A 26712-nucleotide genomic window follows, 5' to 3' on the forward strand; every position below is an offset into this window, starting at 1 on the left:
TGCTTAACTGAATAGAGGTTTAAATTTGATTTTTTCTGCATGTATGGCATTAAAAAGGAGTTCCATATCTAGTTTGCTTTCTTCCTGGTGGTAGTTTGGCATAACGGCGTTATAACCAGAGAGCGAAGGCTCAGCATAAATAATGCTGTCATCAATTTCCTTTACTTTTTTAAAGGTTAATTTTGCTGTAATCTCTTCTACTGTAGCTTTAAGTGCGATATCATTTTCATCAAGCATAATTACCGTATCGATCAGGTTATCCAAATCCCTAACCTGGTGGGTAGAAATGATGATGCAACGCTCATCTGTCATGGCAGATGCCATAATTTTTCTGAACTGTGCCTTTGATGGAATATCTAAACCATTGGTAGGTTCATCCATAATCACCAGTTTCGCCTGGGTAGCGAGGCCAAATGCAATAATTACTTTTTTCTTCTGACCGTAACTCATATTAATGAGTTTCTGTTCAACCGGAATATCAAATTCTTTAATCAGATCAGTGAAATAATTGTGGTCGAAGTTTTTATAGAAAGGGGCGTTTGCTTTTATATACCCATCAATTTTTACTGATGGCAAATAAAATTCTTCCGGAATAAAACAAATCTGCTCCAAAAGCGCAGGCTGTCTTTTAGCAGGGTCATAACCCATTACCTCAAGCGTACCGCTTTGTGCATATACCAAACCAGCAAGGTTTTTTAATAATGTCGATTTACCGGCACCGTTTTTTCCGAGCAAACCGTAAATATGGCCATTGCTTAACCGCATGCTCATATTTTTAAATAATGGCTTATGCTTACTGTAGCCAAAATTAAGATTGTTAATGTTGATCATATCTACTGTGTTAGTTAAATAATACACTAATATATGGCGTTGTTTTATTATCTCCAAATTTTTTCGGAAAAAAGTTTAGCGATGGGAGGTTCGCGGTTGGCGTTTTCATGCGATATGTCTAGCGCCACCCGCCTCACGCTAAGCGCTACGCCATGGAACGGTAAAATCTCCGTCTAATCATTGTTGCATTAAAACATCCTTAATGTGGAGATTGTATGTTTGTAGTAGATCGATATTTATGGATACAAAATGGGCATATTTACTTAGCCGCTTAGCAATTGGTTTAAGTTTTTTGGGACATGGTTTGGTTCGTTTACCAAAACTTGCTGGTTTTAGCCATTGGATGGTCGGGCAATTTTCAAAATCGTATTTGCCTGATGCATTGGTTATTCCCTTCAGTTATATTTTGCCATTTGCCGAATTTATTGCAGGCTTAATGATTATCCTGGGTTTATTTACCAGGCAAGGGTTATTATTTGCAGGAGTTGTTTCGTTAGCGCTGATCTTCGGAACAACAGTAATAGAGAATTGGGAGGCACTGCCTTCTCAACTCATCCATGTGGCATTTTTATCGGTATTACTCGCTTACCTGCCGCATAACAGTTATGCGGTTGATAAAATCATTAAAAAATAATTATGGAATACAGAAAAATTGGAAATTCAAATTTAGAACTTTCGGTAATCACTTTTGGCGCCTGGGCTGCTGGTGGCTGGATGTGGGGAAGCACAGATAGAAACGATGCGATTAACGCTATTAAAGCTGGTTACGATTTTGGTGTTACTTCAATTGATACGGCGCCAATTTACGGTCAGGGTGATAGCGAAGAAATTGTAGGCGATGCCATAAAAGGCATTTCGCGCGATAAATTACAATTGGTAACCAAATTCGGGATGCGTTGGGACCTCGCCAAAGGCGATTTCGGCTTTAAGAGTAAAAACAACGATGGAAAGGAGATCGATATTTATAAATACGCCGGGAAAGAAAGTGTGATTTACGAGTGCGAACAATCTTTAAAACGCCTGGGTACCGATTATATAGATCTTTACCAGATCCACTGGCCAGATGTAACCACACCAATCAGCGAAACTTTTGAAGCGGTGAGCAGGTTGATTGAACAGGGTAAAGTGCGTTATGCAGGGGTGTGTAATTATGACGCGGCACAATTAAAAGAAGCAGATCAGACTTTAGAAATTATTTCTAACCAGATCCCATTCAGTATGGTAAACCGCGGTGTTGAGGACGAAACGGTTCCATATTGCATCGAAAAAAATAAATCTGTTTTAGCTTATAGTCCGATGGAGCGCGGTTTATTGACTGGAAAAATGACCGCTGATTATAAATTTGAAGAAGGGGATCACCGTCAGGGAAATAAATTTTTCTCTCCAGAAAGCATCGAAAAAACAAATGCATTTTTGGCAAAGATCAAGCCTTTGGCTGATGAGAAAAATGCAACCTTATCTCAATTGGTGTTACGCTGGACGGTTGAACGCCCGGGCATTACCATTGCTTTAGTTGGCGCAAGGAATGAAAAACAAGCGGTACAAAACGCAGAAGCCATAAACGTAAAATTAAACGCTGAAGAAATTCAGTTCATCAATACCGAATTGCAGCACGCAGGTTTTTAATCGTAATATTAACCACAGAGCACACGGAGTTTTTCACAGAGAAAAATCGGTGTACTCTGTGTATTTCTCTGTGCCCTTCGTGGTTAAAATATTAAAAAAATATGTCGAAATTATTTTCTCCTTTTATCATAAAGGATGTAACCCTAAAAAATAGAATTGTTATTTCGCCAATGTGCCAGTATTCTGCTGTTGATGGCTTTGCCAACGATTGGCACCTGGTGCATTTGGGAAGCCGCGCCGTTGGTGGTGCAGGTTTAATTATCCAGGAAGCTTCTGCAGTAACTGCCGATGGAAGAATTACCTATGCCGATCTGGGCATCTGGAAAGATGAACATGTAGAAAAACTGAAACAGATTGTTTCTTTTATTCATAATAATGGTGCGATCGCTGGAATCCAGTTGGCACATGCAGGCAGAAAAGCCAGTTGCGAAGTGCCATGGAACGGTGGAGAACAGATTGCTGCCGGCGAAAACAGCTGGAAACCAGTTGGTCCATCGCCAATTCCTTTTAAACAAGGACAGGTTGAGCCACATGAATTAACGATTTCAGAAATTCAGGATATTGTTTTTGCTTTCAGGGCAGCTGCAAAACGCGCTTTAGATGCAGGTTATAAAGTGGTAGAAATTCATGCTGCACATGGTTATTTATTGCACGAGTTTTTTAGCCCGCTGAGTAATAAACGCAATGATGTTTATGGTGGAAGTTTCGAAAACCGGATCCGTTTGGTGATCGATGTGGTTGAAGCCGTGCAATCAGTTTGGCCTGAAAACCTGCCATTATTTGTCCGTATTTCGGCTACCGACTGGACGGAAGGTGGCTGGAACGAAAATGATTCGTTGCAATTGGCTGCGGTTTTAAAAGATCGCGGTGTGGACTTAATTGATACTTCTTCGGGTGGAAATGTACCTGATGCCTTTATCCCAGCAGGGCCAAATTACCAGGTTCCTTTTGCAGATAAAATCAGAAATGAAATCGGCATTTATACCGGTGCTGTAGGTGTAATTGTTGAGGCGCACCAGGCAGAAGAAATTCTGGAGCAAGAAAAGGCAGATTTAATTTTTATTGCCCGCGAATCGCTGAGAGATGCTTATTTTCCTACACATGCCGCACAGGTATTAGGTGAGAATACGGAATGGCCAAACCAGTATGTTAGGGCTAAGAGGGATACGTTTAAAAAGTAACGGCGATAATAAACCGCCATAAATCGTCATTTCGACTGAAGCTTACCGATTTTTCATCGGTTGCGTAACGGAGAAATCTTTAATTTTTTTAATAAACATGGTTCAAAGATCTCTCCACTCTGCGTTGCTTCGGTCGAGATGACGACCTTTCTATTGGAGCCCGTCAATGATAGCGAAATGACGATTAATCTTAGATATACATAAACAAAAAGCGGAGTGATCTCATCGATCAGCTCCGCTTTTTGTTTATAATGAAATTAATGATCTTATTTAACCAACTGGAAAGGAATATACAATCCGAAAGTGATATTTCTACCGGTATTGTAAACACCTAAATTCGGATTCTCCTGATCAAAACGTCCTGGTTTAAACCTGCTTAATGCATCATAGTATTTCTGATTTAACAGGTTATTTGCTGATACAGATAGTTTAACTGGCTGTTTGCCTAAATTAAATGTAGCACCAATGCCTGCATTTAGCAAAGAATAGCCGCTGGTTGGTGTTTCAAAAACATCATCCACACGGGTTTGTTTAAATGCTGAGTTAATGCCTACAGAAAGGTAAGCATCATTTGTACCTTTAAGTTTAGGTTCGAAACGCAGCTCATTTCTTAATGTTCCTGCCGGGATAAACGAAAGCGGTCTGTTTAACGTATTGTTCTGTGCGTGAACGTATCCAAATGTATTTTCGAAGTGGATAAATGGAACCGGATGGATGGTTAAACTTGCCTCAGCTCCGTACAGGTTTGCATTTACCTGTCCGTAACGGTAAACATCGAAAAGTGTACCGTCAACAGTTCTTTGTTCCCCATTATTTGATGCATAAATATAGTTATGGATGTAGTTGTTATAAACACTGGCACTTGCACTCACAATTTTTCCTTCATATTCTAAAGCAGCATCTACCTGATAACTGCGCTCCGGACTTAAAGTGGCATTCCCGATTTCATACCTAAAAGTACCTTCATGTACACCATTTGATCCTAATTCTGCCGGATTTGGTGCACGGAAAGCAGAACCTGCATTGGCTTTAAAATTTAATTCATCGTTAAATTGATGTGTGAAACCCAGGGCGCCACTTACGTTAGAAAACTTGTTTTTAAATGGAGCAAAAAGTTCTTCGCCGTCATCAAACAATTGTTTTCCGTTATTTTTTCTGAAATCGTAACGTGCACCGATACTAAAAGTATTATTCTCCCAATTTTTCTTTGCATAAGCAAAAACGCCTAATCCGAAAGTATCATAAGCTGGGATTAGAAATTCTGTTCCTTTGTTTTGGCTATGTGCATCATCTATACTTACACCAAAAACCGGCTGCCATCCATTGGTTTCATGGATATAATATTTTAAGTCGGCATTGTAAGTTTTAAGATCGAAGAATAAGGCCGGGTCTGGTCCATCCAACTCGCGGCGCTGGTTCTGCTGATAACCAAAATCGGCCTTTAAATTGCCATTGCCTATAATAAAATTGTTATTCAGGGCAATTTTAAAGTGTCTGATGTCCTGACGTGGGTATTCTAAAGTGCGGTTTTTATAATCATCATTGGTAAATGCACTACCATCTTCTTTTACAAAGTTCCCATTATCATCCAAAGTTGGTTCGTAGAAACCAATGTTATTATGGAAGTTAGAAACGTTTAAATGCGTGTAACCCCAGTTTTTGTTTAAACCCACCATACCACTTAGATCGGTTTCGTTAAAACCCGAATTAGGAAAATATCCGGTAGGCGTTTTAAAAGAATAGGCATTTTTATAAGTTCCGCGAGCTCTCCAAACAAAGCCGTTTTCGTTGCCATTTAACATTAATGAGTTGGCGGTAAGTCCATTGTTGGTAGAGTAGTTGCTGATAAATTCACCTTTTACCTGTCCTTCAGGTGCTGAGCTTGGCTCTAATAAATTAATTACACCGCCTAATGCGTCAGAACCATACATTAATGAAGCTGCGCCACGTAAAACCTCAATGCGATCTGATTTAAATTGATCAATTTCGATTCCATGTTCGTCGCCCCATTGCTGGCCCTGTTGTTTTATTCCGTCATCTAAAGTTACAATCCTGTTGTAACCCAAACCCCTGATAACGGGTTTAGAAATAGATGGTCCGGTGGTGATCTGCGATACGCCAGGGATTTTGGTCAATGCATCAATTAAATTGGTAGATGGCTGCAAAAGCTGGTCTTTGCCCACCACAGCCGATGAGGCACTGTTTCTTTTGCTGGTACTGCTGATCAAACTTCCGGTAATTACAATTTCCTTTGTTTCTATTACTGTAGGTTGTAAAGCAAACTCTAAACCTGCAGCATTGGCGAAATTTACCACTTGTGTAGCCGTTTTATAACCTATATAATGCACCTCTACCAGATAACTCCCTTTTGAAGGAAGGTTATTTAATGTAAATTCTCCATCGTTATTGGTTACGGCCGAAACCTTTAAATCCGGAATAAAAATGGTTGCCCCTGGCAACGTTTGTTTCGTGCTGGCATCAATAACCTTACCTGTTATGTTTTTTAAAGCGGCAGCAAAAACAGTGCTGCTAAATAATGTATATAGCATTACCAAGCCGATAAGCTGTAATTTTTTCATGTGTTGTGTATAAATAAAAATGATCAGAAAGCCCAATAAATAGCCTTTTTGAAGCTGGTTTTAGGTTTCATGTAAATAAAAATTGGTTTAGCGCACTCGCGCTCGAAATGAAAAAATTAAGCTAAGGGGGGACCGCGTAAGCAGGTGCGCTTTATTTCGGTAAAAGCATTCTTTAACGTAGGTTCAGTACGGTTAAAAATTTTAGCTGATAAAAAGATCCTGTAAATGTGATGTGTTTGCACATAGTTTTTTTCAAAACTTGCATTACAGATCAAACAGGTATCACCGTGCGCCTGTACATGGCTAACATGCATACAATGTGCTTCTTTTGGCACAACAGAAACGGAATTGTGGTGGTGGAGTACACTCCATGGCGTTAAAGCAATAGCAAACACGATCAGCATAAATGCCGATAAATACTTCTTAATGTTTTGTCTATGCTTTTTCAACTCGCCAAAAGTAGTAATTCTTAAGCAATTATATATATTTGAAAAGTAACATTGCTTTTATAGTGGTTTCGACCGGTGATTTTATCAATGGTTTAACCTGAAAAGCCATGATTGCTGATGTCAGGTAAAGGAATCAGGCAAACGCAAACTCAAAATTAACAATATGTCGATATTTGAATGGTTTTTTGAACGGAATAATCCCGGGCCAACTGGTACCGTAGAAACTTATCACCATAAATTGTACTGGCCACGCATCTGGATTCTCATTGCCGGGACTGCTGCCTTGATGGCATTCCTTTTCTTTATTTATTGTGTTCCTTTAAATCACTTAGAAACTTTCGAAATTGGAAATGCATGTTTAGGGATACTTTTCAGCATTGCTTATTTAGTAACATCTTATTATATTTATGTTAAGCCAGATTATAATAATATGGGTTTTCTTGGCTTTATTGATAACCCTTTTAAATATACAGATGATGTAAACCGTTTTATGCTATTTTTTCAGGCATTATTACTTCCGGGCAAAATTATTTCCATACCTATTGTAAACATGTTTTCGTTATTGTTTACAGCAAGAAAATCGAACAATTAATGAAATTTATCAGAAAAAATATATTCAATGCTTTATTTGTCATTTTCCTATTGGTAATTGTTTTTATACCCGATGCAAAAGCTTTTTTTATTAAAGGATTAATGGAGATTGGTTTTTATAAGCCCAATGTTGAAATACCAAAAGAAAATGTTGCAGGTCTTAACGGGATCCGGTTTAAAGATGTAAAAGGAAATCTGATTGATCTTGGTGATTTAAAAGGAAAGATTATTTTCCTCAACTTCTGGGCAACCTGGTGCCCGCCATGCAGGGCCGAAATGCCTTCAATTAATAAGTTGTATTCGCAGTTTAAGGATGATAAGGATATTATTTTCATTTTTGCTGATGCCGATGGTGATTTTGCAAAATCGGGCAAGTTTATGACTGATCGTAAATACGCGATGCCAGTTTATAAGGTAGAAAGCGATATCCCGGAAAAAGTATTTGCCGGTGCTTTGCCCACAACTGTTATTTTCGATAAACAGGGCAGACTTTCTTTCAGGCACGAAGGCGTTGCAAATTATGCCGATCAAAAGATTGTTGATTTTCTTAATAAACTTAAAAGTGGCCGTTAATTTCTATCAGCAATAAAGCTTTTCCGAGTCAGTTTTGATGATGAAATGATATTTCTATTTGCAATATATGTAGTTAACTACATATATTTGTTGGATAATATTTTAACGATGCAAAACGACTTTAAAATTGAAAGATTAAATAATCAATTCTGTGAAGCGATTATCGGGTTAATTCTGCCTATACAACAAATAGAATTTAATGTAGATATCGATCTGGCTGCACAACAAGATCTGTTGGATATCGAAAAACACTATGATGGGACGGGAGGTGCATTTTGGGGTGCCAGGCTAAATGGCGAACTTATTGGTACCATTGCCTTGATTGCACAACCCGATCATCATGCCGGAGCCATCAGAAAGATGTTTGTTAAAAAAGAATTCCGCGGAAAAGAGCTGGGGGTAGCGCAGGTTTTATTAAAAACCCTAATCGAATATTGCGGAGATAATAACCTTAATGAGGTATATTTGGGTACCAAAGATATATTGCAGGCTGCCTGCCGCTTTTACGAAAGGAATGGATTTAAACAGGTGGCTATGGAAGATCTTCCGGTTTATTTTCCCCGCATGGCTGTTGATAATGTGTTTTATAGCCTGGATTTAAAATCTGTTTAATGGAACAAAATGTAATTGATGCTTCTGGCTTACTGGCCATTTCTACACGTTTACAGAGGCTCAGCGACCAGATCCGCAAGGATGGCCTGTTGATTTATAAAGCATTCGGAATTGATTTTCAGCCGAAATGGTTCCCGGTGCTGTATACTTTATATAAAAAATCGACCATGAGCGTAGTTTCTCTTTCTGAAGAAATTGGTTACGCCCATCCTTCTACCATCAGTTTGTTAAAAGAACTGGAGAAGGAGAAGCTGATCCGCTCTAAAAAGGACAAGGTAGATACCCGAAAACGCCTGGTAGAACTTACTGAAAAGGGCAAAACGCTTCTGTCAACTATGGAGCCTGTTTGGGAAGTGATTATTAAGGCCACAGCAGAGATTACAAATACAGAAAATAACCTGATGAAAGCTATAAATGAGGTAGAAGCCACGCTGCAGGAAAAAAGTTTTTTGCAAAGGGCAGAGGTTTATATTAAGAAATGATTGATTGAATGATTGAATGATTGAATGGTTGAATTTTGAGTGATTGAATTTTGAACGGGGTTAATCAATCATTTTACTATTTTTGCTGCCATGATTTCATTTTTCGAGGCTTCGCTTAAGCAACTTTCCATCCACCACACCGGTAATAAACTGGTTGAAGAGTATTACAAATTATCTGATGCCCCTTTAAAAATCGAGGATGAACTATTAGGAAACCTGCTGATGCAGTATTTCTTAAAGCCTTTCGAAAAAGTTAATGAAGTTTACCGTTTTTACCATCCTAATGATAATTTACAATTAAACGAAGTATTTCACTTTGCGCATGAGATTTTTGAGAACAATGCGCTTTTTCACGAAGACTCGCAGCAACTGGCCAAATATTTATACGATGTAGCTAACCACCCCAAAATTAAATCGGGTGAATTGTATGTAGCTTATTTCGAAAAAGTGCAGATAGAAGGGGAGCAGTTGGATGTGTTGGGGATTTTTAAATCTGAAACCAAAGATACTTACCTAAAAGTTTACCCTGAGCTGGATGGTTTTAACATGAGCTATGAGCAGGAGGCCATCAGCATTAATAAATTGGATAAGGGCTGTTTAATTTTTAATGTAGACAAAGAAGAAGGTTATAAAATTGTAGTGCTCGATCAATCGAAAAGCAGCAACGATTCTGCCGTTTACTGGAAAGATGAGTTTTTAAAGCTTAAAATCAGAAACGATAGTTATAACCAAACCAATAATGTTTTAGGCGTTTACAAAAACTTCGTTACGCAGAAACTGGATGATGATTACGAAATCAGCAAGGCGGATAAAATCGATCTTTTAAACCGTTCAATGAAGTATTTCAAAGAAAAAGAAACCTTTGATATTGAAGAATTCGGGAATGAGGTAATCGGCAATGCCGAAGGGATTGAATCGTTTAAAAACTATAAGAAAAACTACGAAGAGGAGTTCGAAAGTCCGATTGCCGATCATTTTGAGATCGCCGAATCTGCAGTTAAAAAACAGGCACGGGCTTATAAAAGTGTATTAAAACTGGATAAGAACTTCCACATCTATATCCACGGCAATAAAGACATGATCGAGAAAGGTTACGACGATGATAAATCGATGAACTTTTATAAGGTATATTTTAGGGAGGAGGAGTAGTGAGTTTTGAGTTGGGCGTTTGGGGTTTTGAGTTACCTATTCCCTCGGTCTGTGTCCCCACAGACCGAAACTGAATTTTATTTTCTATTTTTAATAATGGAAAACAAAAATACTTTCAAACAAGACCGCAAATCAAAGATGCTTTTGGATGAAGTTTATTTTTGGACGGATACGATTAAAGATTGGACGAAGATATTTTCCATCGATAAGTATAAAATAATAGTAATTGATACTTTAAGGGTATTAGTCAATAGAAAAAAGATCGTCGTTTATGCTTTTGTAATTATGCCAAATCATTTGCACTTGGTATGGCAAATGATAGCGTTAAATGGAAAGGAAATGCCCTATGCAAGTTTTAATAAATTTACTTCCCATCAGATTTTTAAAGACTTAAAACTTCATCACTTTGATATATTATCATATTTTAAAGTATCTGATGGAGAAAGAAATTTTCGTTTATGGCAAAGAGATCCATTAGCTATCCTTATGGATGCTCCGGATAAGCTTGAACAGAAAATAGACTATATTCATCTCAATCCATTACAGGAAAGATGGCAGTTATGCGAAAAACCTGAAGATTACGAATGGTCATCTGCCATGTTTTATGAAAAGGGCATAGACAATTTTGGCTTTTTAACTGATTATAGGGATCTTCTGTAACTTTATTTCTATTTCGGTCTGTGAGGACACAGACCGAGGATTAGGATCTCCAAACTCACCACTCTCAACTCCAAACTAAATCCTTTGCTGTGCTTTCAATGCCAAATACTGATTGATTACATTAATGGTTAGCTTTTGTGGTGGCGTAAGAATGGCTAAAATGCCATGTTTGTTCAATTCTTTAACCATCAGTTTTTTCTCGTAGATAAACTTCTCCGCAATGGTTTTATGGTAAATGCCTTCTACATCTTTGGCGGGATCAGTGCTTAAGCCTTTGAGTTCGGTGTTTTCGAAAAATACAACAACCAATAAATGGTATTTGGCGATTCTTTTAAGGTAAGGTAACTGGCGTTGGAGCGCCGATAAACTTTCGAAATTAGTAAAGAAAACCAAAAGTCCGCGTTGTTTTACTACCGAACGAACAGTAGAATAAAGCACCTCTAAGTTACTCTCCAGGTATCTTGTTTTCTCTTTATAAAGCACGTTCATAATACTACCCAACTGCGATGCTTTACGGTCGGCAGGTACGATAGATCCAATAGTTTCAGATATGGTAATTAAACCCGCTTTATCTTCTTTCAGCATGGCTACTTTCGATAAAGCAACGCTCGCATTAATCGCATAATCGAGCAGGCTTAAGCCTTCAAAAGGCATGCGCATTACCCGCGATTTATCGATGATGCAATAAATATTCTGCGATTTTTCGTCTGTATAGGTATTCACCATCAAACCACCTTTTCTGGCGGTGGCTTTCCAGTTAATGGTACGGATATCGTCACCACCAACATAATTTTTAATCTGGTCGAATTCGCTGCTTTGTCCAACTTTTCTGATTTTTTTGATGCCAAACTCGGTTAAATAGCGCGAAACGGCCATCAATTCGTACTGACCAAGATTAATAAATGAGGGATAAACAGGCAGCACTTTCGCTCCATCGAAATTATAACGTCGGCTGATTAAACCCAATGGTGAACTGATATAAGTCCTGATAAATCCGAAATCATATTCACCGCGTTTGGTTGGCCTCAAATTATAATGAATTGATTTTATTTCTGCTGGTTTCAAATGAAGCCTAAAATCTTTATCACGGATTTGAAACTGAAAAGGGATTTCGTCGATTACTCTTGCATTTACCCCAAAACCGTAACGGTTTTTAATTTCGATCTGGATCGGATTTTCATCGCCGTTGCTCAAGCGTTTCGAAGTAAATCTTTTAACTTCAATCCCATTGCTACTTCGGTAGAGGATAAAAAGATCAATAAAAAACAGAAAGAATACAGCGCCAGTTGCAATTTCGGGGATATCGCCCAGCCAGGCAAAAAAGAACTTCAACAAAAAAAGCACAATACAGAAGCCTAAGGCCGTAAATAAACGATTGGTTAGGAATAGATTGGTATAATATTGCTGAAAGAATTTTTTCAAAGCTGTTTAATTGTAGAGATTGTTTAATTGGTTAATTGTTTAAACTGGTTAACTGTATTATGGTAATTGCTAAATTGTTGGATTGCCACATTGCTAAGCCGAGTGCTAGATTTGAAAATTGTGATTTGCTCATTGGTAATTGTAAACTGGTAACTGCAAACTGACCTACCTTGGTACTTCTATTTTTTTAATAATCTGGTTTACAATATCGCTTGTGGTTAATCCTTCCATTTCTTTTTCTGGCGATAACAATATCCTATGGGCCAGCACAGGTACGGCCACGGCAATAATATCTTCAGGTGTAACAAAATCACGATCCTGGATAGCAGCGAAAGCTTTTGCACTGTGTACAATTGCTAATGATGCCCTGGGCGAAGCGCCTAAATAAAGTGAAGAATTGTTGCGGGTTTCGGTTACGATTTTAGCAATAAATTCCAATAACTTGGGTTCTACAAATAAATTGCGAATAATGGCCCTGGCCTCTTGTATCTGTTGTATGGATAATACCGGTTTTACCTCATTTAACAGCGTTTTGTTCACTAAAGTATGTTGTGCCATTAAAATGGCCGTTTCCTCCTCCAGCGAAGGATACTTGACTTCGATTTTGAAAAGAAAACGGTCTAATTGCGCTTCGGGTAAACGGTAAGTCCCTTCCTGCTCAATCGGGTTCTGTGTGGCTAAAACCATAAAAGGCTCATCCATTATATAGGTTTGCCCATCAATGGTTACCTGGCGTTCTTCCATCACTTCAAAAAGTGCCGATTGAGTTTTGGCCGGTGCGCGGTTAATTTCATCAACCAGAATAATATTACCGAAAATCGGACCTTTCCTGAATTCAAAATCACCAGTTTTGGTATTGAAAATCGGAGTTCCCAATACATCCGAAGGCATTAGATCAGGTGTAAACTGTACCCTCGAAAATTGAGCATCAATTGATTTGGCAAGAAGTTTGGCACTTAACGTTTTTGCTACACCAGGAACGCCTTCAATTAAGATATGCCCATCGGCAAGTAAGCCAACAATTAAAAAATCGATGACCTGTTTTTGGCCTACTATGATATTTCCAAGTACGGTTCTAATCTGATTTACAGCTGCATTTAAGGCACTTAAATCGGTACGTGGGTTAAACTGTTCTTGTTCCATTGCTTTGCGTAATTTTATAAAACTGTTCTATGCTTTCGTTTAAATTGATCAATTGTGTATCGCTCAGGTCGCCCATTTTAGGTATTTCGATAAAATACCGGGTTAATGTTTTGGAAAGGGCTTCGTTAATGCCTGTTTTTTCCATTAATAACTGGGCAAATTTATTATCAATATCGTTGGTTTTAAGGTAATACCTGCTCCGCAGATGTTCCATAAAGTAGTTGATTTTTTTTAAGGCTAAATCGAGGTTGTTCCGCTCATTATAGTACACACTGCCTACCACATTAACAAAGGCCAATGATGAATTGGTAAGCGGATCGGCAATGGGGATAATCCTTTGCCTGCGTTTGATATCGTAGAAAACAAAAATAATCAAACTGAAAATGCTCAGGTAATAGGCAAATTTAAGTTCCGGGTGTTTAAAAAATACCCTGAGCATATCGGTAGTAGTATTTTCCTGTCCTGCAAAATATTCATCAAAAATTACCTGGGTATTTCCCTGCAGGTAACTCAGGGTTTTTGCGGCATATTCGGCCCCATATTTATCCAATAGGTTAAAATTGGTATAAAACCCAGGCTCTGCAATCAGGTATAGGTTTCCTTTTCCATAACTGTAACGGATAAAGTTGGGTTTCCCGTTTCCGTTTACACCGAGTACCGTAGCCTTATTGGTATCAAGTTTATTGTAATATTGACTGCCAATACCCCTGTCGAAACCATAGTTTGCCTCTGTTTTTAGATTTGGGTTGGTAAAGTTCAGCGTGCTGCCTTCGGCCGACATGGTACTTACCGCTTGTAATTTAAGGTTCTTTTCTATTTTACCCAGGTCATAACTGGCAATAAAAGCATCATTACCGGCCTGCATGTATTTAACCAGCTGATCGAAATCCGTTTTGCTAATCTCTGCCTTTTGGGCGACGATCAGATAGGCCGTTTTGTTAAAATTTTTGGTCTTTAAAGTATTGTAAATGGCACTTTTAGACTGCTGAATGTTTGCATTTGGTAAAATATCCTTTATCCGATGGTACAAAATGTATGTTCCATACGGAATTTTATCTTTTACGGCATAAGTTGGTGCCCAGTTTGTTGGTGTGGGTTTGTTGTACTGGGCAACTAAATAAAGGAGGATCAGGATAGAACCAATGATCAGATATATTTTATAACCTTTCATTTAATCTGGCTGTTAAACTGGTTAAACGATTGGTTAATGGGTTCAAATTTTACCTCATCGATAGGAAAATCTCCATACCAGATGTAATCGAACTGTAGGGTAAGTTTACTGAAATCATTTTTGAGTTCAGGTTTAGTGATTTCCATTAAATAATTGTAATTGGTTTTATCGGGCTGCCAATCGATGATTTCGGCATCGCTTAATTTTTTTAGTGCCCGTAAATATAAAAGCCTGACCGCCAGGCGGAATTTCCTTTCAGAAACCAATCTTTGCAGTTCCTGATCGTAATTAATCTCATGGATGTTTTCAGTAATCACATCATAAGGGAGAATGGTCTCTTTTGATTTTTTCCTGAATATGTTTTCAGCCCCGATGGTTTTAAACACGATATATAAGATAAGCGCTACGCCAAGCCCGATAAAAATATACCTCGAAATTAAATTAGAGGTTGCCCCTTGAATCAATGAGCCGATTAAACCCCAAAACCACCTCCAGAATTTATCCCACCATGAAAGTTGCTGCTGGCCAATTTCATCATATTGAAATTCTTTCTGCTCTTTATAACTGCTGATAGAATCTTTATCAAATTTTGATGGGGTAATTTTAGCGCTGTCAATCCTGATTTCCTTAACAACAGGTTTAGGCTTAACAGTTTGTGCATTGCTGATTACCGGAATAAAAAACAAGAGGTAAACGAGAAGATATCGGATAAAAACACGCTGCATTTTAATATTCTTCAGGTCTGGTGTCAATAGGTTTTTCGGTATTGCCAAAATTAGAAATGCGCTCCATCAATCCCGGGTTTTCTTTCTGTTCAACCAAACTGAAATAAGTAAGCGAAATGGTGATGATCGGCATAATAGTAAAAACCTGGCAGATGGATTGTAAAACAGTGGTAATCATGGTTAACGTTAACGACATGCGCGGTGTTTTATGCGTAAACATACCGATCATATTAAATAAAGTAGTGGGTAAAACCACCATACTCATACAGGCATATACAATAATCCATACCACAATGAGGGTTCCAAAAGTAACCCAGAAATTATCTTTGATTACAGCGAAACTTCTGGTAAAGGAATAGCCTAGTGAACCGTTTTCGATGACCATAATCGGGAAAATCATCGCTACGTAAGGGAATAGCCAAAAGAACGGTACAACGCAGAAGAAAAAAGATATAATCAGCATCAGAATCAATAAAAGCGAGCTACCAAAAATCCTGAAAAAATAGTATTTAAAATAACCCCAAACTTCGTCGATAGTGGGCGTTTCGTTTCCTTTTTTAACATACACGGCGATGTAAGAAAGTATGGCTACGCTCATACTGGCGTAAGTGGCCAGCGAAAATAAAATAGATAAAAAATATTCCAGGTTATAGATTGATGAAAGGCCAAACTTGTTGGTATTCCCTTCAATACCAATGGTATTGAAAATATTAACCATTTTATATTGTTGCAACAACATGGTTAGCATACTGGCCAATACAAACAAACCGCAAAAGGTAAAATATACCTTAATCAGCGGTTTAAAGTTTTGCCGCATAAAGGTAAATGTATCATTTATTACCTGTCCGAAATCTCTCTTTTTTCTAAATTCTAATTTCCCGATCATGTTAATCTAGTGTGGCTTGTTTACGTTGAATTTTAATGGGATAAATAAATACATACCATATCATAAATGCTGCTGAGGATAACAATATCAATAGACTTAGCGCTAAGGGCATTTCGGTATGACGGGTAACAAAACTTTCGAAAAATGCAGCCACTAGAAAAATCGGGATCAGGCCAATTACTATTTTTAAACCATCTTTTGCCCCTTTCTGTATTGATGCCATGCGGGTGTAGGTTTTGGGAATAAAAAGCTATTACCTAAAATTAAACCTGCAGCACCAGCGAGAACAATGGCAGAAATTTCGAGCGTTCCGTGGATCCAGATGACAAGGACGGACTGAATACCAAGGCCTTTACTAAAAAAGAAATATTGGAAAGAGCCGAGCATAATCCCGTTTCTGAACAGGGAGACGATAGATCCAAATGAAAATAAGATGCCCAAAACAAAAGTATATAAGGCAACGAAGATGTTGTTAGAGCCTATCTGCAAAAACATCATAAATTCATTATCCTGTTTGTATACGCCAAACGGATCGCCTTTGGCAATGTTTTCATTGGTCATGTTTACATAACCATCGCCCATAATCAAACGGACAAAAGTATCGTCGTATTTGGCTGATAAAGCACCAATGGCGCAGGAAACCAGAAAGAAGAACAAAGCATATAAGACCTGTTTCCGATGCTGTAAAAATATTAAAGGCAGTTCGGTTTTCCAGAAATGAATGAAACGGTTCGATTTCTCTTTTTTGTTTTTATAAACCGATTGGTGCAGTTTAGCCGCTAAGCCATTTAAATAAGCTGTGGTTTTCGAATTGGGATAAAAAGTTTTCGAGTAAGCAAGATCGTTGGTAATTTCGATAAACTGATTGGCCACTTCGTCGGGATTGGCTTGTTGCATAGAATCATAATGCTGCCATTTCTCCGAATTCTGTTTAACAAATAATGCTTCTCTCATTTAAAGGCGTTACCAAATCTGGCGTTAAAATAGTTAATTTTTTATGGAAATAAAACCATGATTGATCTTACTTGCAAAACAAATATACATAGATGTTCCATCTGAACTTAAATATATAAGAAAACTTTAGTTGTAAAAATTAAGGGTTGATATGCCCCAACTATCTTTAAAAAAAATTATGTTTGGAATATGGATAGCATCAGAATTAGCACTGCTCAAAATATTGATATTGATTATGAAATTGCCGGGCTCGGGGAGCGCATCGCAGCGAGGTGTATAGACCTGGCCGGATTTGTGGTAATTGCTGTAATTACCCTTGTGGTGATGGGGGCAGTTTCAGTAGGCATATCAGGAAGTGCAGGTATGATTGTCCTGTTTATTTTCATTGCAATATTTGCCTTTTACGATTTGGTTTGCGAGATCACCATGGATGGACAAACGCTGGGTAAAAAGGCGTTAAAAATAAAAGTAATCAGTATAGATGGTACACAGCCAACTTTCAGTCAGTATATTTTTAGGTGGTTGTTTAGGATGATCGATTTTGGCTTTCCGTTTGGATGGGGTGTTGTGGCACTGGTTTCTGTAGCAGTAACCAAAAATCACCAGCGTTTGGGCGATATCTTGGCTAAAACTACATTGATTAAAACTAAACCACGTACCGAATTTGCCAACGTAGCTTTTAGCTTTAAGCTACCTGAAGAATACGAACCAAAGTTTAAAGAAGTATTACATTTAAACGATCGGGATGTAGAACTGATCCACGAAGTATTAACTGGTTATTATCAAACCGGAAATGCTGAACTGATTTATACCATGGCAGCTAAAACCAAAGAACATATTGTGGTAACCATCCCAGGCGGAATGAACGAATTGCAGTTTTTAGAAACTGTATTAAAGGATTATAATCACCTCACAGCTAATATGAGTGTTTAAGCGGCAAGATATTTAAATGGGGTATATGGTAAATTTCTGGCAATCCAGAACATCACTACGATAACAAAAATTATTTTTGGCGTATTTGGATTATACCAAAAACGCAACACCACGTTTCTTTTGGTGAAGTAAGCGTATATTTTGAAGAATAGCTGTAACGCGAGGACGGGCAAGCTGAGTACGAGTAGCAAATTATATCCCATCGCTTTCTGAAGATTTAAATGAAGTAGCGCATGTATTGCCCTTTGAGAGCCACAACCCGGACAATCTAAATGCAGGTATTTATGAAAGGGGCACTCGGGAAAGAAATTGTACATCTCAGGATTGAATTTATAATAAATTATCACAAGTGATAACAATACAATCGATCCTAAGATGTACAGGAATTTCATTATCTGTAATTACCCATCATGGCACCGCCAAAACCAAGTACTACAAAGAATAATATGTATAAAACATAAACGCCGATTCCTACAAAAAAGCCGATTTTTGTCCATTTTCCGGCAGCAGCAGATGCAGCCTGAGCTCCGGCGTAATCGCCAGCAGCATATTTGCTGTTCACGTTTGCAGCATTAACAATACCAGCTATTCCGAATGGTAAGCAGCAAAATAAGGTAACAAGGATTGATTCTACCAGCCAGTTTTTTGGAACTGGATTTCCGAATGGTTGTTGTCCGAAAGGTTGTTGTTGTCCAAACGGCGGTTGTCCGAAAGGTGCTTGTTCTTGAGGTTTTTGATCTTCCATAGTATCAACTTTAAGATAATTTAATTTAAATAGTTAAACTAAAGTAATTTTTTTAATTCAAATATGGAATAAATGGAAGTTAAATTATTTCAACACAGCGGCCACTTTTGTTGATAAAGCCTCGGCCCATTGGCCATACATTTTACCGCTCGGGTGCAGGCCATCACCTGCAATTAGCGAAATATCTGTAGCTGCATTTCTGGATGCTGGCGTAATATTCGTATAGTTTACGCCTGCAGCAACTGTAATTTCCTGGTTTGCGGCATTAAAACTATCAATTTCGGCGGCAATGGTTGCCGGGTTCCTCCCTGAGTTTTTGCCAAAAGGAGTAGCGCCCCAATCGGGGATAGATACCACAAAAACTTTACTCTTGTTGCCACCCGCAAAAGCAATTGCCGTTTGTAACAATTCTGAGAACTCTTTTTTATAAGTACTGATCGGATAACCACGGTACTGGTTGTTAACGCCAATTAAAAGCGTAACAAAACTATAGGTGCCGGTTAGGTTTTCCTTTTTTATGGCCGCCTGGAGCTCGTCGGTTGTCCAGCCTGTAGTGGCAATAATTTTAGGATTGGCTACATCACTGCCTTTGGCTTTTAATAAATTCTGAAGCTGATAGGGAAACGATTCGGCCTGTTTTACCGATTCGCCAATGGTATAAGAATCACCAAGGGCTAAATAGGTGAAATTACCTGTTCCGTTTGATGGATTTGTAGTTTGGTCGATAGCCGGCTCGTTAATCATGGGTGCTTGTTTTGTGCAGCCCGAAGTTAAGAAAGAAAATAAAACGAGGTTAATAAAAATCTTCATGTTTAAACCTACGAAGTAGCCTCCGGTTTAGTTTTATGGTTTATTAAACCAGCTTCATTTTAAAAAGTCCGGCAATATGGTTTTTCAGTTTACCTTTTACTTCCTCCATATTCAGCTGGTGCCCCAATTCTTTTGCTAAAGAGGTTACCGCTTTATCATCAATACCGCATGGAACAATATTTTTGAAATAATCGAGATCTACATTTACGTTAAAAGCGAAACCATGCATGGTAACCCAGCGGCTGCAGCGCACGCCCATGGCACAAATTTTACGTGCCTTTTCATTATTGGCATCTAACCAAACACCAGTATAACCCGGGTAACGGCCAGCTTCGATGCCATAATCTTTTAGCGTAAGGATTACTGCTTCTTCTAAGGTGCGCAGGTATAAATGGATATCGGTAAAGAAATTATCCAGATCAAGAATGGGATAACCTACAATCTGCCCGGGACCATGATAAGTGATATCTCCACCGCGATTAATTTTATAATAAGTGGCGTGTTTCTCTTTTAAGCCCTGTTCATCCAGCAATAAATTTTCAGGGTGACCGCTTTTGCCTAAAGTATAAACATGTGGGTGTTCACAAAAAACAAGATGGTTTGGGGTAGGCTTGTGCGTATTGTTTACGCGGTTTTCGGTTTTAATAGCTACCGTTTTATTCAGTAAATCTTCCTGTTTATCCCAGGCTTCCTGATAATCCGTTAATCCCCAATCAATAAAGTGGGTAGGCACTAAATCTGCTGCAATTGCTTTTTCTGCTGTCTCGTTCATCTCGGTATGTTTTAAGAATTGCCTGCTACGTAACCCAGCATGTAGCCATCTTTGGTTTTAAAATAATTTACACTGAGCTCTCTGGTACCGTTAGGAAGCTCAACGATAGCATTTAAAGAACCTTCTTTTTTCAGTTTAAACGGTTTAATATGGATATGCTGTTTAAACTCCAGTCCTTTTTTGCCATGCCATTTATAAATGGCCTCTTTTGCACACCAGGCTACATATAAGCCTTCAGTATTATCGCCAATCTGTTTCTGGGCAAGTTCTACGTCGCTCAAAAACTTATGTTTAATGCTTTTTATTTTATGTTTAATCAGTTCTATATCCACGCCAACAGGATGATCTTTGCTGATCATTACCGCCGCATAATCGTAAGAATGACTTAAAGAAATATGATAGTCGAAATTAACCAGGTAAGGTTTGCCATGCTCATCAAACTGGCAATCGATATATTCTGTTGTGTTGAGCATCGTTCTCAACAGCAACCTCGTGCTTAACCAGTGCAGTAGCCGTTTGCCACTATTTAAAGAAGAAATAATGTCGCGCTCGTGTTGCTTAAGCTGCAGTCCGGCCAACAATTCTTCTTCCGTTTCTTCAATTTTCCAGATTGCTAAAACAGAATGCTGATCAATATTTTTGTTGTAAACGATTGGCATTGATTAAATTGGAGATTACATGCAAAATTATCTTAAATAAATGATAATTTAGGCCAAAAATACGCATAAAAATGATATTATCTGATAGCAGGATATTAGAAGAAATTGAGAAGGGTACCATCATCATCGAGCCTTTTAAAAGGGAATGTTTAGGCACAAACTCGTATGATGTTCATTTAGGGAAATACCTGGCTACCTACAAAAGCCGTGTACTGGATGCTAAAGCACATAACGAAATCGAACATTTCGAAATCCCTAAAGATGGCTTCGTTCTTCACCCTGGTGTGTTATATCTGGGCGTAACATTAGAATACACCGAAACACACAAACATGTTCCTTTTTTAGAAGGCAAAAGTAGTACCGGCCGCTTAGGTATCGATATCCATGCTACGGCAGGTAAAGGCGATGTGGGTTTCTGCAACACCTGGACATTAGAGATTTCGGTAGCGCAGCCGGTTAAAATTTATGCCGGAATGCCGATTGGCCAGCTGATTTATTTTGCAGTTGAAGGCAATATCGAAACCATGTACAATACAAAAGGCAACGCCAAATACAACAATAAAACCACAAGGCCAGTGGAGAGTATGATGTGGAAGAATAAGTTTTAGTAGATTAGTTAATTGCTTAGGATGGTTAATCGGTTAATTGTTTAAATTGGTTAACTGTTTGTGTGAACTATAAACTGACAACTGATAAATATTTTGGTGAAATGGTTAATCGTTAAACTGGTTAATTTTTGGTTGCGAACTGTAAACTGAAAATTGGCAATTACTAATCATTTGGAAACGGGCGTCACATTTTTTTTGGCGGCCGGTAGCCCCGCCATTCGCTCATTCCGATGAAGGATCGGAACCGCTGCTGTCGGGTTTATAAACAAAGGTAGATGCACTAAACATTGTTTATAAACCCGATCCGATAGAACCTTCATTTTCAAATCAATTTTGATAAATTAATGTGTTTTTGTAACTATTAACTAAAAGCTTAGAAGTCAAACTAAATTTCATGGTAACTTCATAAAAGTATGCAGTAGGTTTTGTACCTTGAGGCTTATTTATTTTTACCTAACCACATGAAACCCAGAATTATTCTCGCACTCAGTTTTGTCTGTCTATTAATCGGCTTTACCGCATTTAAAATGGACGATGATCCCTTTAGTCAGCTCTTACAAAAATTCGAAGATTACACCAGCAAATATCCCCAGGAAAAAGTTCACCTCCATTTAGATAAGCCTTATTATGCCATTGGGGATGATATTTGGTTTAAAGCCTACGTGGTGAACACCAAAACCTCAGCGCCTTCAACCATCAGTAAAATTCTTTACGTAGAGCTGATTAATGAGAAAGATTCCCTCAAAAAAATGGTTAAACTGCCTATCATGGGTGGCATTACCTGGGGTGATTTTAAGCTTACCGATTCGCTTGGCGAAGGCAATTACCGCATCAGGGCTTACACCAATTATATGCGTAATTTTGGTACAGAATTATTTTTTGATAAAACAATCAAGATCGGGAATAGCTGGGCTAACAAAGTTTTTACAAAAACCACCTATAACTTTACTAAAGAGAATAATGCCGATAAAGTAACGGCCACTGTTCATTTCGAAGATAAAAATGGCGTGGCATATAGCGAAAACGAGGTAAGTTACGATGTGCAGTTAGATTATCGCTCGGTTACCAAAGGCAGGGTAAAAACCAGCTTATCTGGTGATGCTGTGATCAGTTTCACCAATAACCAGTCTTTCCAGAATAAATCGGGTAAGATTGTTGCCACTATCACGCTTGATAATAAGCAAAAAATAATCAAATCTATCCCGATTACTTCTACCTCCAATGATGTAGATGTTCAGTTTATGCCGGAGGGCGGATCGCTGATAGAAGAATTGCCACAAAAAGTTGCCATAAAAGCCGTTAATTCTAATGGAAGGGGAGAAGATGTAGAGGGTGTGATTGTAGATGAGGCAGGAAACGAAGTAACCAATTTTGCAACCAGTTACCTGGGAATGGGAAATTTCGTTTTCAACAACCAGGCTGGAAAATCTTATTCGGCAAAAATTAAATTTAAAGATGGATCGCAAAAAACCGTAAAGCTTCCTGCATCCCTTAAAAGTGGCTACACCATTGCTGTAAATAGTCTGGATACTGGTAAAGTGGTGCTTAAAATTATGAGCAGTGCCGACCTGGTTAATGGCGAAGAGCTTAAAGTGGTGGCACAGCATGGTGGCAATGTGTATTACGTTTCGAAAGCGAAAATGGATAAACAGGTATTGCTGGCCAATATTCCTAAAAAGAATCTGCCTACAGGTATCGTTCAGTTCACCTTGTTCTCGGGCACTAACCAGCCCATTGCAGAACGTTTGATTTTTGTAAATAAAAAATCAGATATGATCGATCTGTCACTCAATTCAGCTCAGGTTTCTACCACCAAAAGAGGGAAAGCCAGTTTTGCTTTCGATGCAGTCAATAATGGTCAGCCGGTTTTGGGCAGTTTTTCTGTTGCGGTTACCAACGCCAGCAAAGTAGCGCCAGATGAAGATAACGAATCAAACATCCTAACCTCTTTATTGCTCACTTCTGATCTGATCGGATATGTAGAAAAGCCTAATCACTACTTTTTAAAGGACGATGTTCAAACCCAAAAAGAATTAGACAACCTGATGCTTACCCAGGGATGGAGAAGGTTTATCTGGAAAAATATCATCAACAATGTTGGTCCCAATATTACCTATCAGCCCGAACAATCGATTACCATCAGCGGAACAGTAACCAAAGGCAATAAACCTGTACCAGGTGGCAAGGTGATGTTGATGGCAACCAAAGGCACCATGTATATCCTGGATACCGTAACCAATGCCGAAGGAAAATTTGTTTTCGATAACCTGAGTTTTGGCGATAGTACAAAGTTTGTGGTACAGGCGAGGACTAAAACAGAACGTAAATTTGTAGATATTAACCTCGATGTGGTTCCGGGGCAGATTGTTACCAAAAACAAAAATGGCGCGGATATCGATATCAACGTGAACAATAGCTTGATGAAATACATTAAGGAAAGCGACAATTATTTTAACGAGATGACCCGTTTAGGATTGCTCGAAAGAACAATAAAACTAGAAGAGGTGACCATTACCGAAAAGAAAAACCCGGCGAAAAACTCTTCCAATTTAAATGGTGCAGGCAGGGCCGATTTCATTATGACAGCCGATCAGTTGTCTACCTGCGTCACCTTATCGCAATGTTTACAGGGCCGTTTACCAGGGGTGATTTTTAGGGGCAACGTACCTTATTTAATGCGCAGTCAGAATATACCCATTCAAATTATCGTAGATGGAATGCAGATGGAAGCCGATTTTCTGGATAATGTTGTGCCATCAGACGTTGAAACAATTGAACTGTTAAAAAGTATAGGCAATACGGCAATTTATGGTTCGCAGGGCGGCGGTGGTGTAATCATCATAACAACTAAACGTGGTGATGGAGGCAGAAGCACCAACCGTTATGCACCGGGCATTGTAACTCTAAACCCTAAAGGATTTTCGATTTCGAGAGAGTTTTACTCGCCTAAATATGATTCAGCAAGCTCAAGTAGCAGGGCTGATTTAAGGACAACCATTTACTGGGATCCACAAGTGGTTGCTGATAAAGACGGAAAAGCCAAATTCGAATTTTATAATGCCGATGAACCTGGAAACTACCGTGTTGTAATTGAAGGAATTGATGCTGCGGGCCATTTAGGCAGAAAAGTATATACTTATGATGTTAAATAGCAAAAAATAGATAAATTTGAATTAGTATGCATGCATAGTTATATTTGATAGACTATCTTGTTACCAATACCAGTGTCCTGATACTCAATAATTGAATCTTGATGCTAATTCTCTAATCTTGATACTATTTACAATATGAATACGATAAAAGTAAGTGTTAAAGACCGTTTAGCGACCATTACCTTAAACAGAGGTAAATCGAACGCTTTAAACCGCGAATTGATTACCGAACTGGATGATATGCTTAAAAATATTGCCGCCGATGATAACATTGGCGGCGTAATTTTAACCGGAGCAGCGCCATTTTTTTCTGCCGGGTTAGACCTGATAGAGCTTTATAATTATAATGAAGAAGAAGCAAAATCGTTCTGGGAGTTATTTTTAGGCTTCACAGCAAATATGATTTCTTTTAAAAAGCCAATGGTAGCCGCAATTAGCGGACATAGTCCTGCAGGAGGTTGCGTAATGGCTTTAGCTTGCGATTACCGTATCATGGCCGAAGGGCAGTACATTATTGGCCTAAACGAAGTTCCGGTAGGGATTATCGTACCCAATAGCATTTTCCAGTTATATGCCTTCTGGATAGGCAAAGCTGAAGCTACCCGAAGCCTGCTTGCTGGTAGGTTATATAATCCTGATGAAGCTTTAAAAGTGGGTTTGATAGATGAGCTGGTAAAGAACGAAAGTTTATTAACATCAGCTGAACGCAAGATCAAAAAATACATGGAACAGGAAAGCAATACCTGGTCGCAAAGTAAGCTCAATATTAGAGAAGAACTCATTGCTGTGGCATCTGCAGACCAATCAGCAGCTTTAGAAAAAATGCTGGCCCAATGGTGGTCACCGGCAACGCGTCATATTTTACAAACCATTTTAGCTAATCTGCAGAGAAAGTAGTCAGTCTGCAGTTAACAGTTTTCAATTGACAGTTCGCTATGAACAGTTAACCAATCTCAACAATTAACCTATTTAACCAGTTAACCAAATATTATGTTCAATTATAATTCACCAATGCTCAGAGAAGACGCTTTAAAAGGAAAAACCATTGTAATTACAGGTGGCGGAACCGGACTTGGGAAAGCGATGGGCGTTTATTTTTTGAAGTTAGGGGCTAATTTAGTGATCACCAGCCGTAAGCAGGATGTACTACAAAAAACTGCCGATGAGATGGAAGAAAAAACCGGTGGTAAAGTATTGGCGGTAGCTTGCGATGTGCGTGAGATTGAACAGGTAGAAAATGTATTGGCTAAAAGCCTGGAGAAATTTGGTTCTGTTGATGTATTGTTGAATAACGCTGCGGGTAACTTCATTTCTCCAACCGAGCGTTTATCTGCAAATGCATTTTCATCCATTATCGATATTGTTTTAAAAGGGACGGTTAACTGTACGCTTACTTTTGGTAAACACTGGATCAAAGAAAAACAGGCCGCAACCGTTTTAAATATCATCACCACTTATGCTTTTACAGGTTCGGCTTATGTAGTGCCATCGGCCTGTGCAAAGGGTGGTGTTTTAGCGTTAACAAGATCTTTGGCGGTTGAGTGGGGCAAATATGGTATCCGTACCAATGCCATCGCACCGGGACCATTCCCTACAAAAGGCGCGTGGGAACGTTTATTACCCGGCGACCTGGCGAAAAAATTCGATTTTAAAAACCGCGTGCCTTTAAAAAGGGTTGGCGATCATCAGGAACTGGCCAATTTAGCTGCTTTTCTCGTAAGCGATTTCTCAGGTTACATTAATGGAGAAGTGATCACTATCGATGGCGGCGAATGGTTACAGGGGGCTGGTCAAATGAACGGCCTGGAAGCCATTCCTAACGAAATGTGGGATATGCTGGAGCAAATGACGAGAAGCGCTAAGTGATGTGATATGTAAAATGTAAGGATGTAATATGGATGATGGAAAATAGACGACGAAAAAAAACGGTCGCTTGATACATCATCCATATTACATTTTCCCTCTTACATTTTTTTCCATTTTCCCTCTTACATTTTTA

The 26712-nt window shown here is 38.6% G+C and carries 27 protein-coding genes and 1 pseudogene; 14 read left to right on the plus strand and 14 right to left on the minus strand.

Annotated features, from left to right (window positions below; translation table 11 throughout):
* Window positions 1-3: 3 nt before the first annotated feature.
* Window positions 4-831, minus strand: a complete 828-nt coding sequence (locus H9L23_RS23465; protein WP_187592579.1) for an ABC transporter ATP-binding protein — start codon at window positions 829-831, stop codon at window positions 4-6.
* Window positions 832-1033: 202 nt separating this feature from the next.
* On the opposite strand from H9L23_RS23465, the gene H9L23_RS23470 reads away from it, so the two are divergent.
* The 3 genes from H9L23_RS23470 to H9L23_RS23480 all read left to right on the plus strand — a co-directional run bounded on the left by H9L23_RS23470 (window position 1034) and on the right by H9L23_RS23480 (window position 3638).
* The gene (locus H9L23_RS23470) at window positions 1034-1465 is read left to right on the plus strand and encodes a DoxX family protein (RefSeq protein WP_246474769.1); all 432 of its coding nucleotides are present in this window, start codon (window positions 1034-1036) and stop codon (window positions 1463-1465) included.
* 2 nt (window positions 1466-1467) lie between these two features.
* Window positions 1468-2457, plus strand: coding sequence for an aldo/keto reductase (locus H9L23_RS23475; RefSeq protein WP_187592580.1), 990 nt, complete (start codon window positions 1468-1470; stop codon window positions 2455-2457).
* 101 nt (window positions 2458-2558) lie between these two features.
* Window positions 2559-3638, plus strand: a complete 1080-nt coding sequence (locus H9L23_RS23480; protein ID WP_187592581.1) for an NADH:flavin oxidoreductase/NADH oxidase — start codon at window positions 2559-2561, stop codon at window positions 3636-3638.
* 266 nt (window positions 3639-3904) lie between these two features.
* On the opposite strand, the gene H9L23_RS23485 is transcribed toward H9L23_RS23480, so the two are convergent.
* Both H9L23_RS23485 and H9L23_RS23490 read right to left on the minus strand, forming a co-directional pair.
* Complete coding sequence (locus H9L23_RS23485) at window positions 3905-6217, minus strand: TonB-dependent receptor (RefSeq protein WP_187592582.1); 2313 nt, start codon at window positions 6215-6217, stop codon at window positions 3905-3907.
* 116 nt (window positions 6218-6333) lie between these two features.
* Complete coding sequence (locus H9L23_RS23490) at window positions 6334-6666, minus strand: hypothetical protein (RefSeq protein WP_187592583.1); 333 nt, start codon at window positions 6664-6666, stop codon at window positions 6334-6336.
* A gap of 163 nt (window positions 6667-6829) precedes the next feature.
* Between H9L23_RS23490 and H9L23_RS23495 the strand changes: the two genes are divergently transcribed.
* From H9L23_RS23495 to H9L23_RS23520, 6 genes are all read left to right on the plus strand, one after another.
* Entirely contained in the window at window positions 6830-7258 is a 429-nt protein-coding gene (locus H9L23_RS23495) for a hypothetical protein (protein ID WP_187592584.1), read from the plus strand.
* The gene (locus H9L23_RS23500) at window positions 7258-7830 is read left to right on the plus strand and encodes a TlpA family protein disulfide reductase (RefSeq protein ID WP_187592585.1); all 573 of its coding nucleotides are present in this window, start codon (window positions 7258-7260) and stop codon (window positions 7828-7830) included. Before H9L23_RS23495 ends, H9L23_RS23500 begins: the two co-directional genes overlap by 1 nt.
* 108 nt (window positions 7831-7938) lie before the next feature.
* Window positions 7939-8442: a GNAT family N-acetyltransferase gene (locus H9L23_RS23505; protein WP_187592586.1), complete on the plus strand. Its 504-nt coding sequence runs from the start codon at window positions 7939-7941 to the stop codon at window positions 8440-8442.
* Window positions 8442-8924, plus strand: a complete 483-nt coding sequence (locus H9L23_RS23510; RefSeq protein ID WP_187592587.1) for a MarR family winged helix-turn-helix transcriptional regulator — start codon at window positions 8442-8444, stop codon at window positions 8922-8924. Before H9L23_RS23505 ends, H9L23_RS23510 begins: the two co-directional genes overlap by 1 nt.
* A 90-nt stretch (window positions 8925-9014) precedes the next feature.
* Window positions 9015-10073: a nucleoid-associated protein gene (locus tag H9L23_RS23515; protein WP_187592588.1), complete on the plus strand. Its 1059-nt coding sequence runs from the start codon at window positions 9015-9017 to the stop codon at window positions 10071-10073.
* Window positions 10074-10169: 96 nt separating this feature from the next.
* Window positions 10170-10733: a transposase gene (locus tag H9L23_RS23520; RefSeq protein WP_246474770.1), complete on the plus strand. Its 564-nt coding sequence runs from the start codon at window positions 10170-10172 to the stop codon at window positions 10731-10733.
* A 75-nt stretch (window positions 10734-10808) separates the two neighbouring features.
* On the opposite strand, the gene H9L23_RS23525 is transcribed toward H9L23_RS23520, so the two are convergent.
* The 6 genes and pseudogenes from H9L23_RS23525 to H9L23_RS23550 form a co-directional block, all read right to left on the minus strand.
* A complete protein-coding gene (locus H9L23_RS23525) occupies window positions 10809-12155 on the minus strand; it encodes a DUF58 domain-containing protein (RefSeq protein WP_187592589.1) in 1347 nt (448 codons plus the stop codon).
* A gap of 165 nt (window positions 12156-12320) precedes the next feature.
* On the minus strand, window positions 12321-13298 hold the full coding sequence (locus tag H9L23_RS23530) for an AAA family ATPase (protein WP_187592590.1): 978 nt from the start codon (window positions 13296-13298) through the stop codon (window positions 12321-12323).
* The gene (locus tag H9L23_RS23535) at window positions 13279-14469 is read right to left on the minus strand and encodes a DUF4350 domain-containing protein (RefSeq protein ID WP_187592591.1); all 1191 of its coding nucleotides are present in this window, start codon (window positions 14467-14469) and stop codon (window positions 13279-13281) included. The genes H9L23_RS23530 and H9L23_RS23535 overlap by 20 nt, the downstream gene beginning before the upstream one ends.
* Complete coding sequence (locus H9L23_RS23540; RefSeq protein ID WP_187592592.1) at window positions 14466-15221, minus strand: DUF4129 domain-containing protein; 756 nt, start codon at window positions 15219-15221, stop codon at window positions 14466-14468. The genes H9L23_RS23535 and H9L23_RS23540 overlap by 4 nt, the downstream gene beginning before the upstream one ends.
* Window positions 15196-16080: a hypothetical protein gene (locus H9L23_RS23545; protein ID WP_187592593.1), complete on the minus strand. Its 885-nt coding sequence runs from the start codon at window positions 16078-16080 to the stop codon at window positions 15196-15198. Before H9L23_RS23545 ends, H9L23_RS23540 begins: the two co-directional genes overlap by 26 nt.
* A gap of 1 nt (window position 16081) precedes the next feature.
* Window positions 16082-17034 (minus strand): annotated as a pseudogene (locus tag H9L23_RS23550) (stage II sporulation protein M).
* 189 nt (window positions 17035-17223) lie between these two features.
* Here H9L23_RS23550 and H9L23_RS23555 point away from each other — a divergent pair.
* The gene (locus H9L23_RS23555; protein WP_187592594.1) at window positions 17224-17967 is read left to right on the plus strand and encodes an RDD family protein; all 744 of its coding nucleotides are present in this window, start codon (window positions 17224-17226) and stop codon (window positions 17965-17967) included.
* Here H9L23_RS23555 and H9L23_RS23560 read toward each other — a convergent pair.
* The 5 genes from H9L23_RS23560 to H9L23_RS23580 all read right to left on the minus strand — a co-directional run bounded on the left by H9L23_RS23560 (window position 17964) and on the right by H9L23_RS23580 (window position 20953).
* Window positions 17964-18359 (minus strand): DUF2752 domain-containing protein, encoded by a 396-nt coding sequence (locus tag H9L23_RS23560; RefSeq protein WP_187592595.1) that lies wholly within the window; start codon window positions 18357-18359, stop codon window positions 17964-17966. The genes H9L23_RS23555 and H9L23_RS23560 overlap by 4 nt on opposite strands.
* Window positions 18359-18712 (minus strand): CD225/dispanin family protein, encoded by a 354-nt coding sequence (locus H9L23_RS23565; protein WP_187592596.1) that lies wholly within the window; start codon window positions 18710-18712, stop codon window positions 18359-18361. Before H9L23_RS23565 ends, H9L23_RS23560 begins: the two co-directional genes overlap by 1 nt.
* Before the next feature lie 84 nt (window positions 18713-18796).
* Complete coding sequence (locus H9L23_RS23570) at window positions 18797-19522, minus strand: SGNH/GDSL hydrolase family protein (RefSeq protein ID WP_187592597.1); 726 nt, start codon at window positions 19520-19522, stop codon at window positions 18797-18799.
* Between the two features lie 43 nt (window positions 19523-19565).
* Window positions 19566-20294 (minus strand): lipoyl(octanoyl) transferase LipB, encoded by a 729-nt coding sequence (gene lipB / locus H9L23_RS23575; RefSeq protein WP_187592598.1) that lies wholly within the window; start codon window positions 20292-20294, stop codon window positions 19566-19568.
* An 11-nt stretch (window positions 20295-20305) separates the two neighbouring features.
* On the minus strand, window positions 20306-20953 hold the full coding sequence (locus tag H9L23_RS23580; RefSeq protein WP_187592599.1) for a 4'-phosphopantetheinyl transferase family protein: 648 nt from the start codon (window positions 20951-20953) through the stop codon (window positions 20306-20308).
* A gap of 71 nt (window positions 20954-21024) precedes the next feature.
* Here H9L23_RS23580 and dcd point away from each other — a divergent pair, with 71 nt between their 5' ends.
* The 4 genes from dcd (at window position 21025) to H9L23_RS23600 (ending at window position 26579) form a co-directional block, all read left to right on the plus strand.
* Entirely contained in the window at window positions 21025-21561 is a 537-nt protein-coding gene (gene dcd / locus H9L23_RS23585; RefSeq protein ID WP_187592600.1) for a dCTP deaminase, read from the plus strand.
* A 461-nt stretch (window positions 21562-22022) separates the two neighbouring features.
* Window positions 22023-24713, plus strand: coding sequence for a carboxypeptidase-like regulatory domain-containing protein (locus tag H9L23_RS23590; RefSeq protein WP_246474771.1), 2691 nt, complete (start codon window positions 22023-22025; stop codon window positions 24711-24713).
* A gap of 135 nt (window positions 24714-24848) precedes the next feature.
* Window positions 24849-25610 (plus strand): enoyl-CoA hydratase/isomerase family protein, encoded by a 762-nt coding sequence (locus tag H9L23_RS23595; protein WP_187592601.1) that lies wholly within the window; start codon window positions 24849-24851, stop codon window positions 25608-25610.
* 93 nt (window positions 25611-25703) lie between these two features.
* Complete coding sequence (locus H9L23_RS23600; protein WP_187592602.1) at window positions 25704-26579, plus strand: SDR family oxidoreductase; 876 nt, start codon at window positions 25704-25706, stop codon at window positions 26577-26579.
* The last annotated feature ends 133 nt before the right edge of the window (window positions 26580-26712 follow it).

Source organism: Pedobacter roseus (assembly GCF_014395225.1).
Lineage (GTDB): Bacteria > Bacteroidota > Bacteroidia > Sphingobacteriales > Sphingobacteriaceae > Pedobacter > Pedobacter roseus.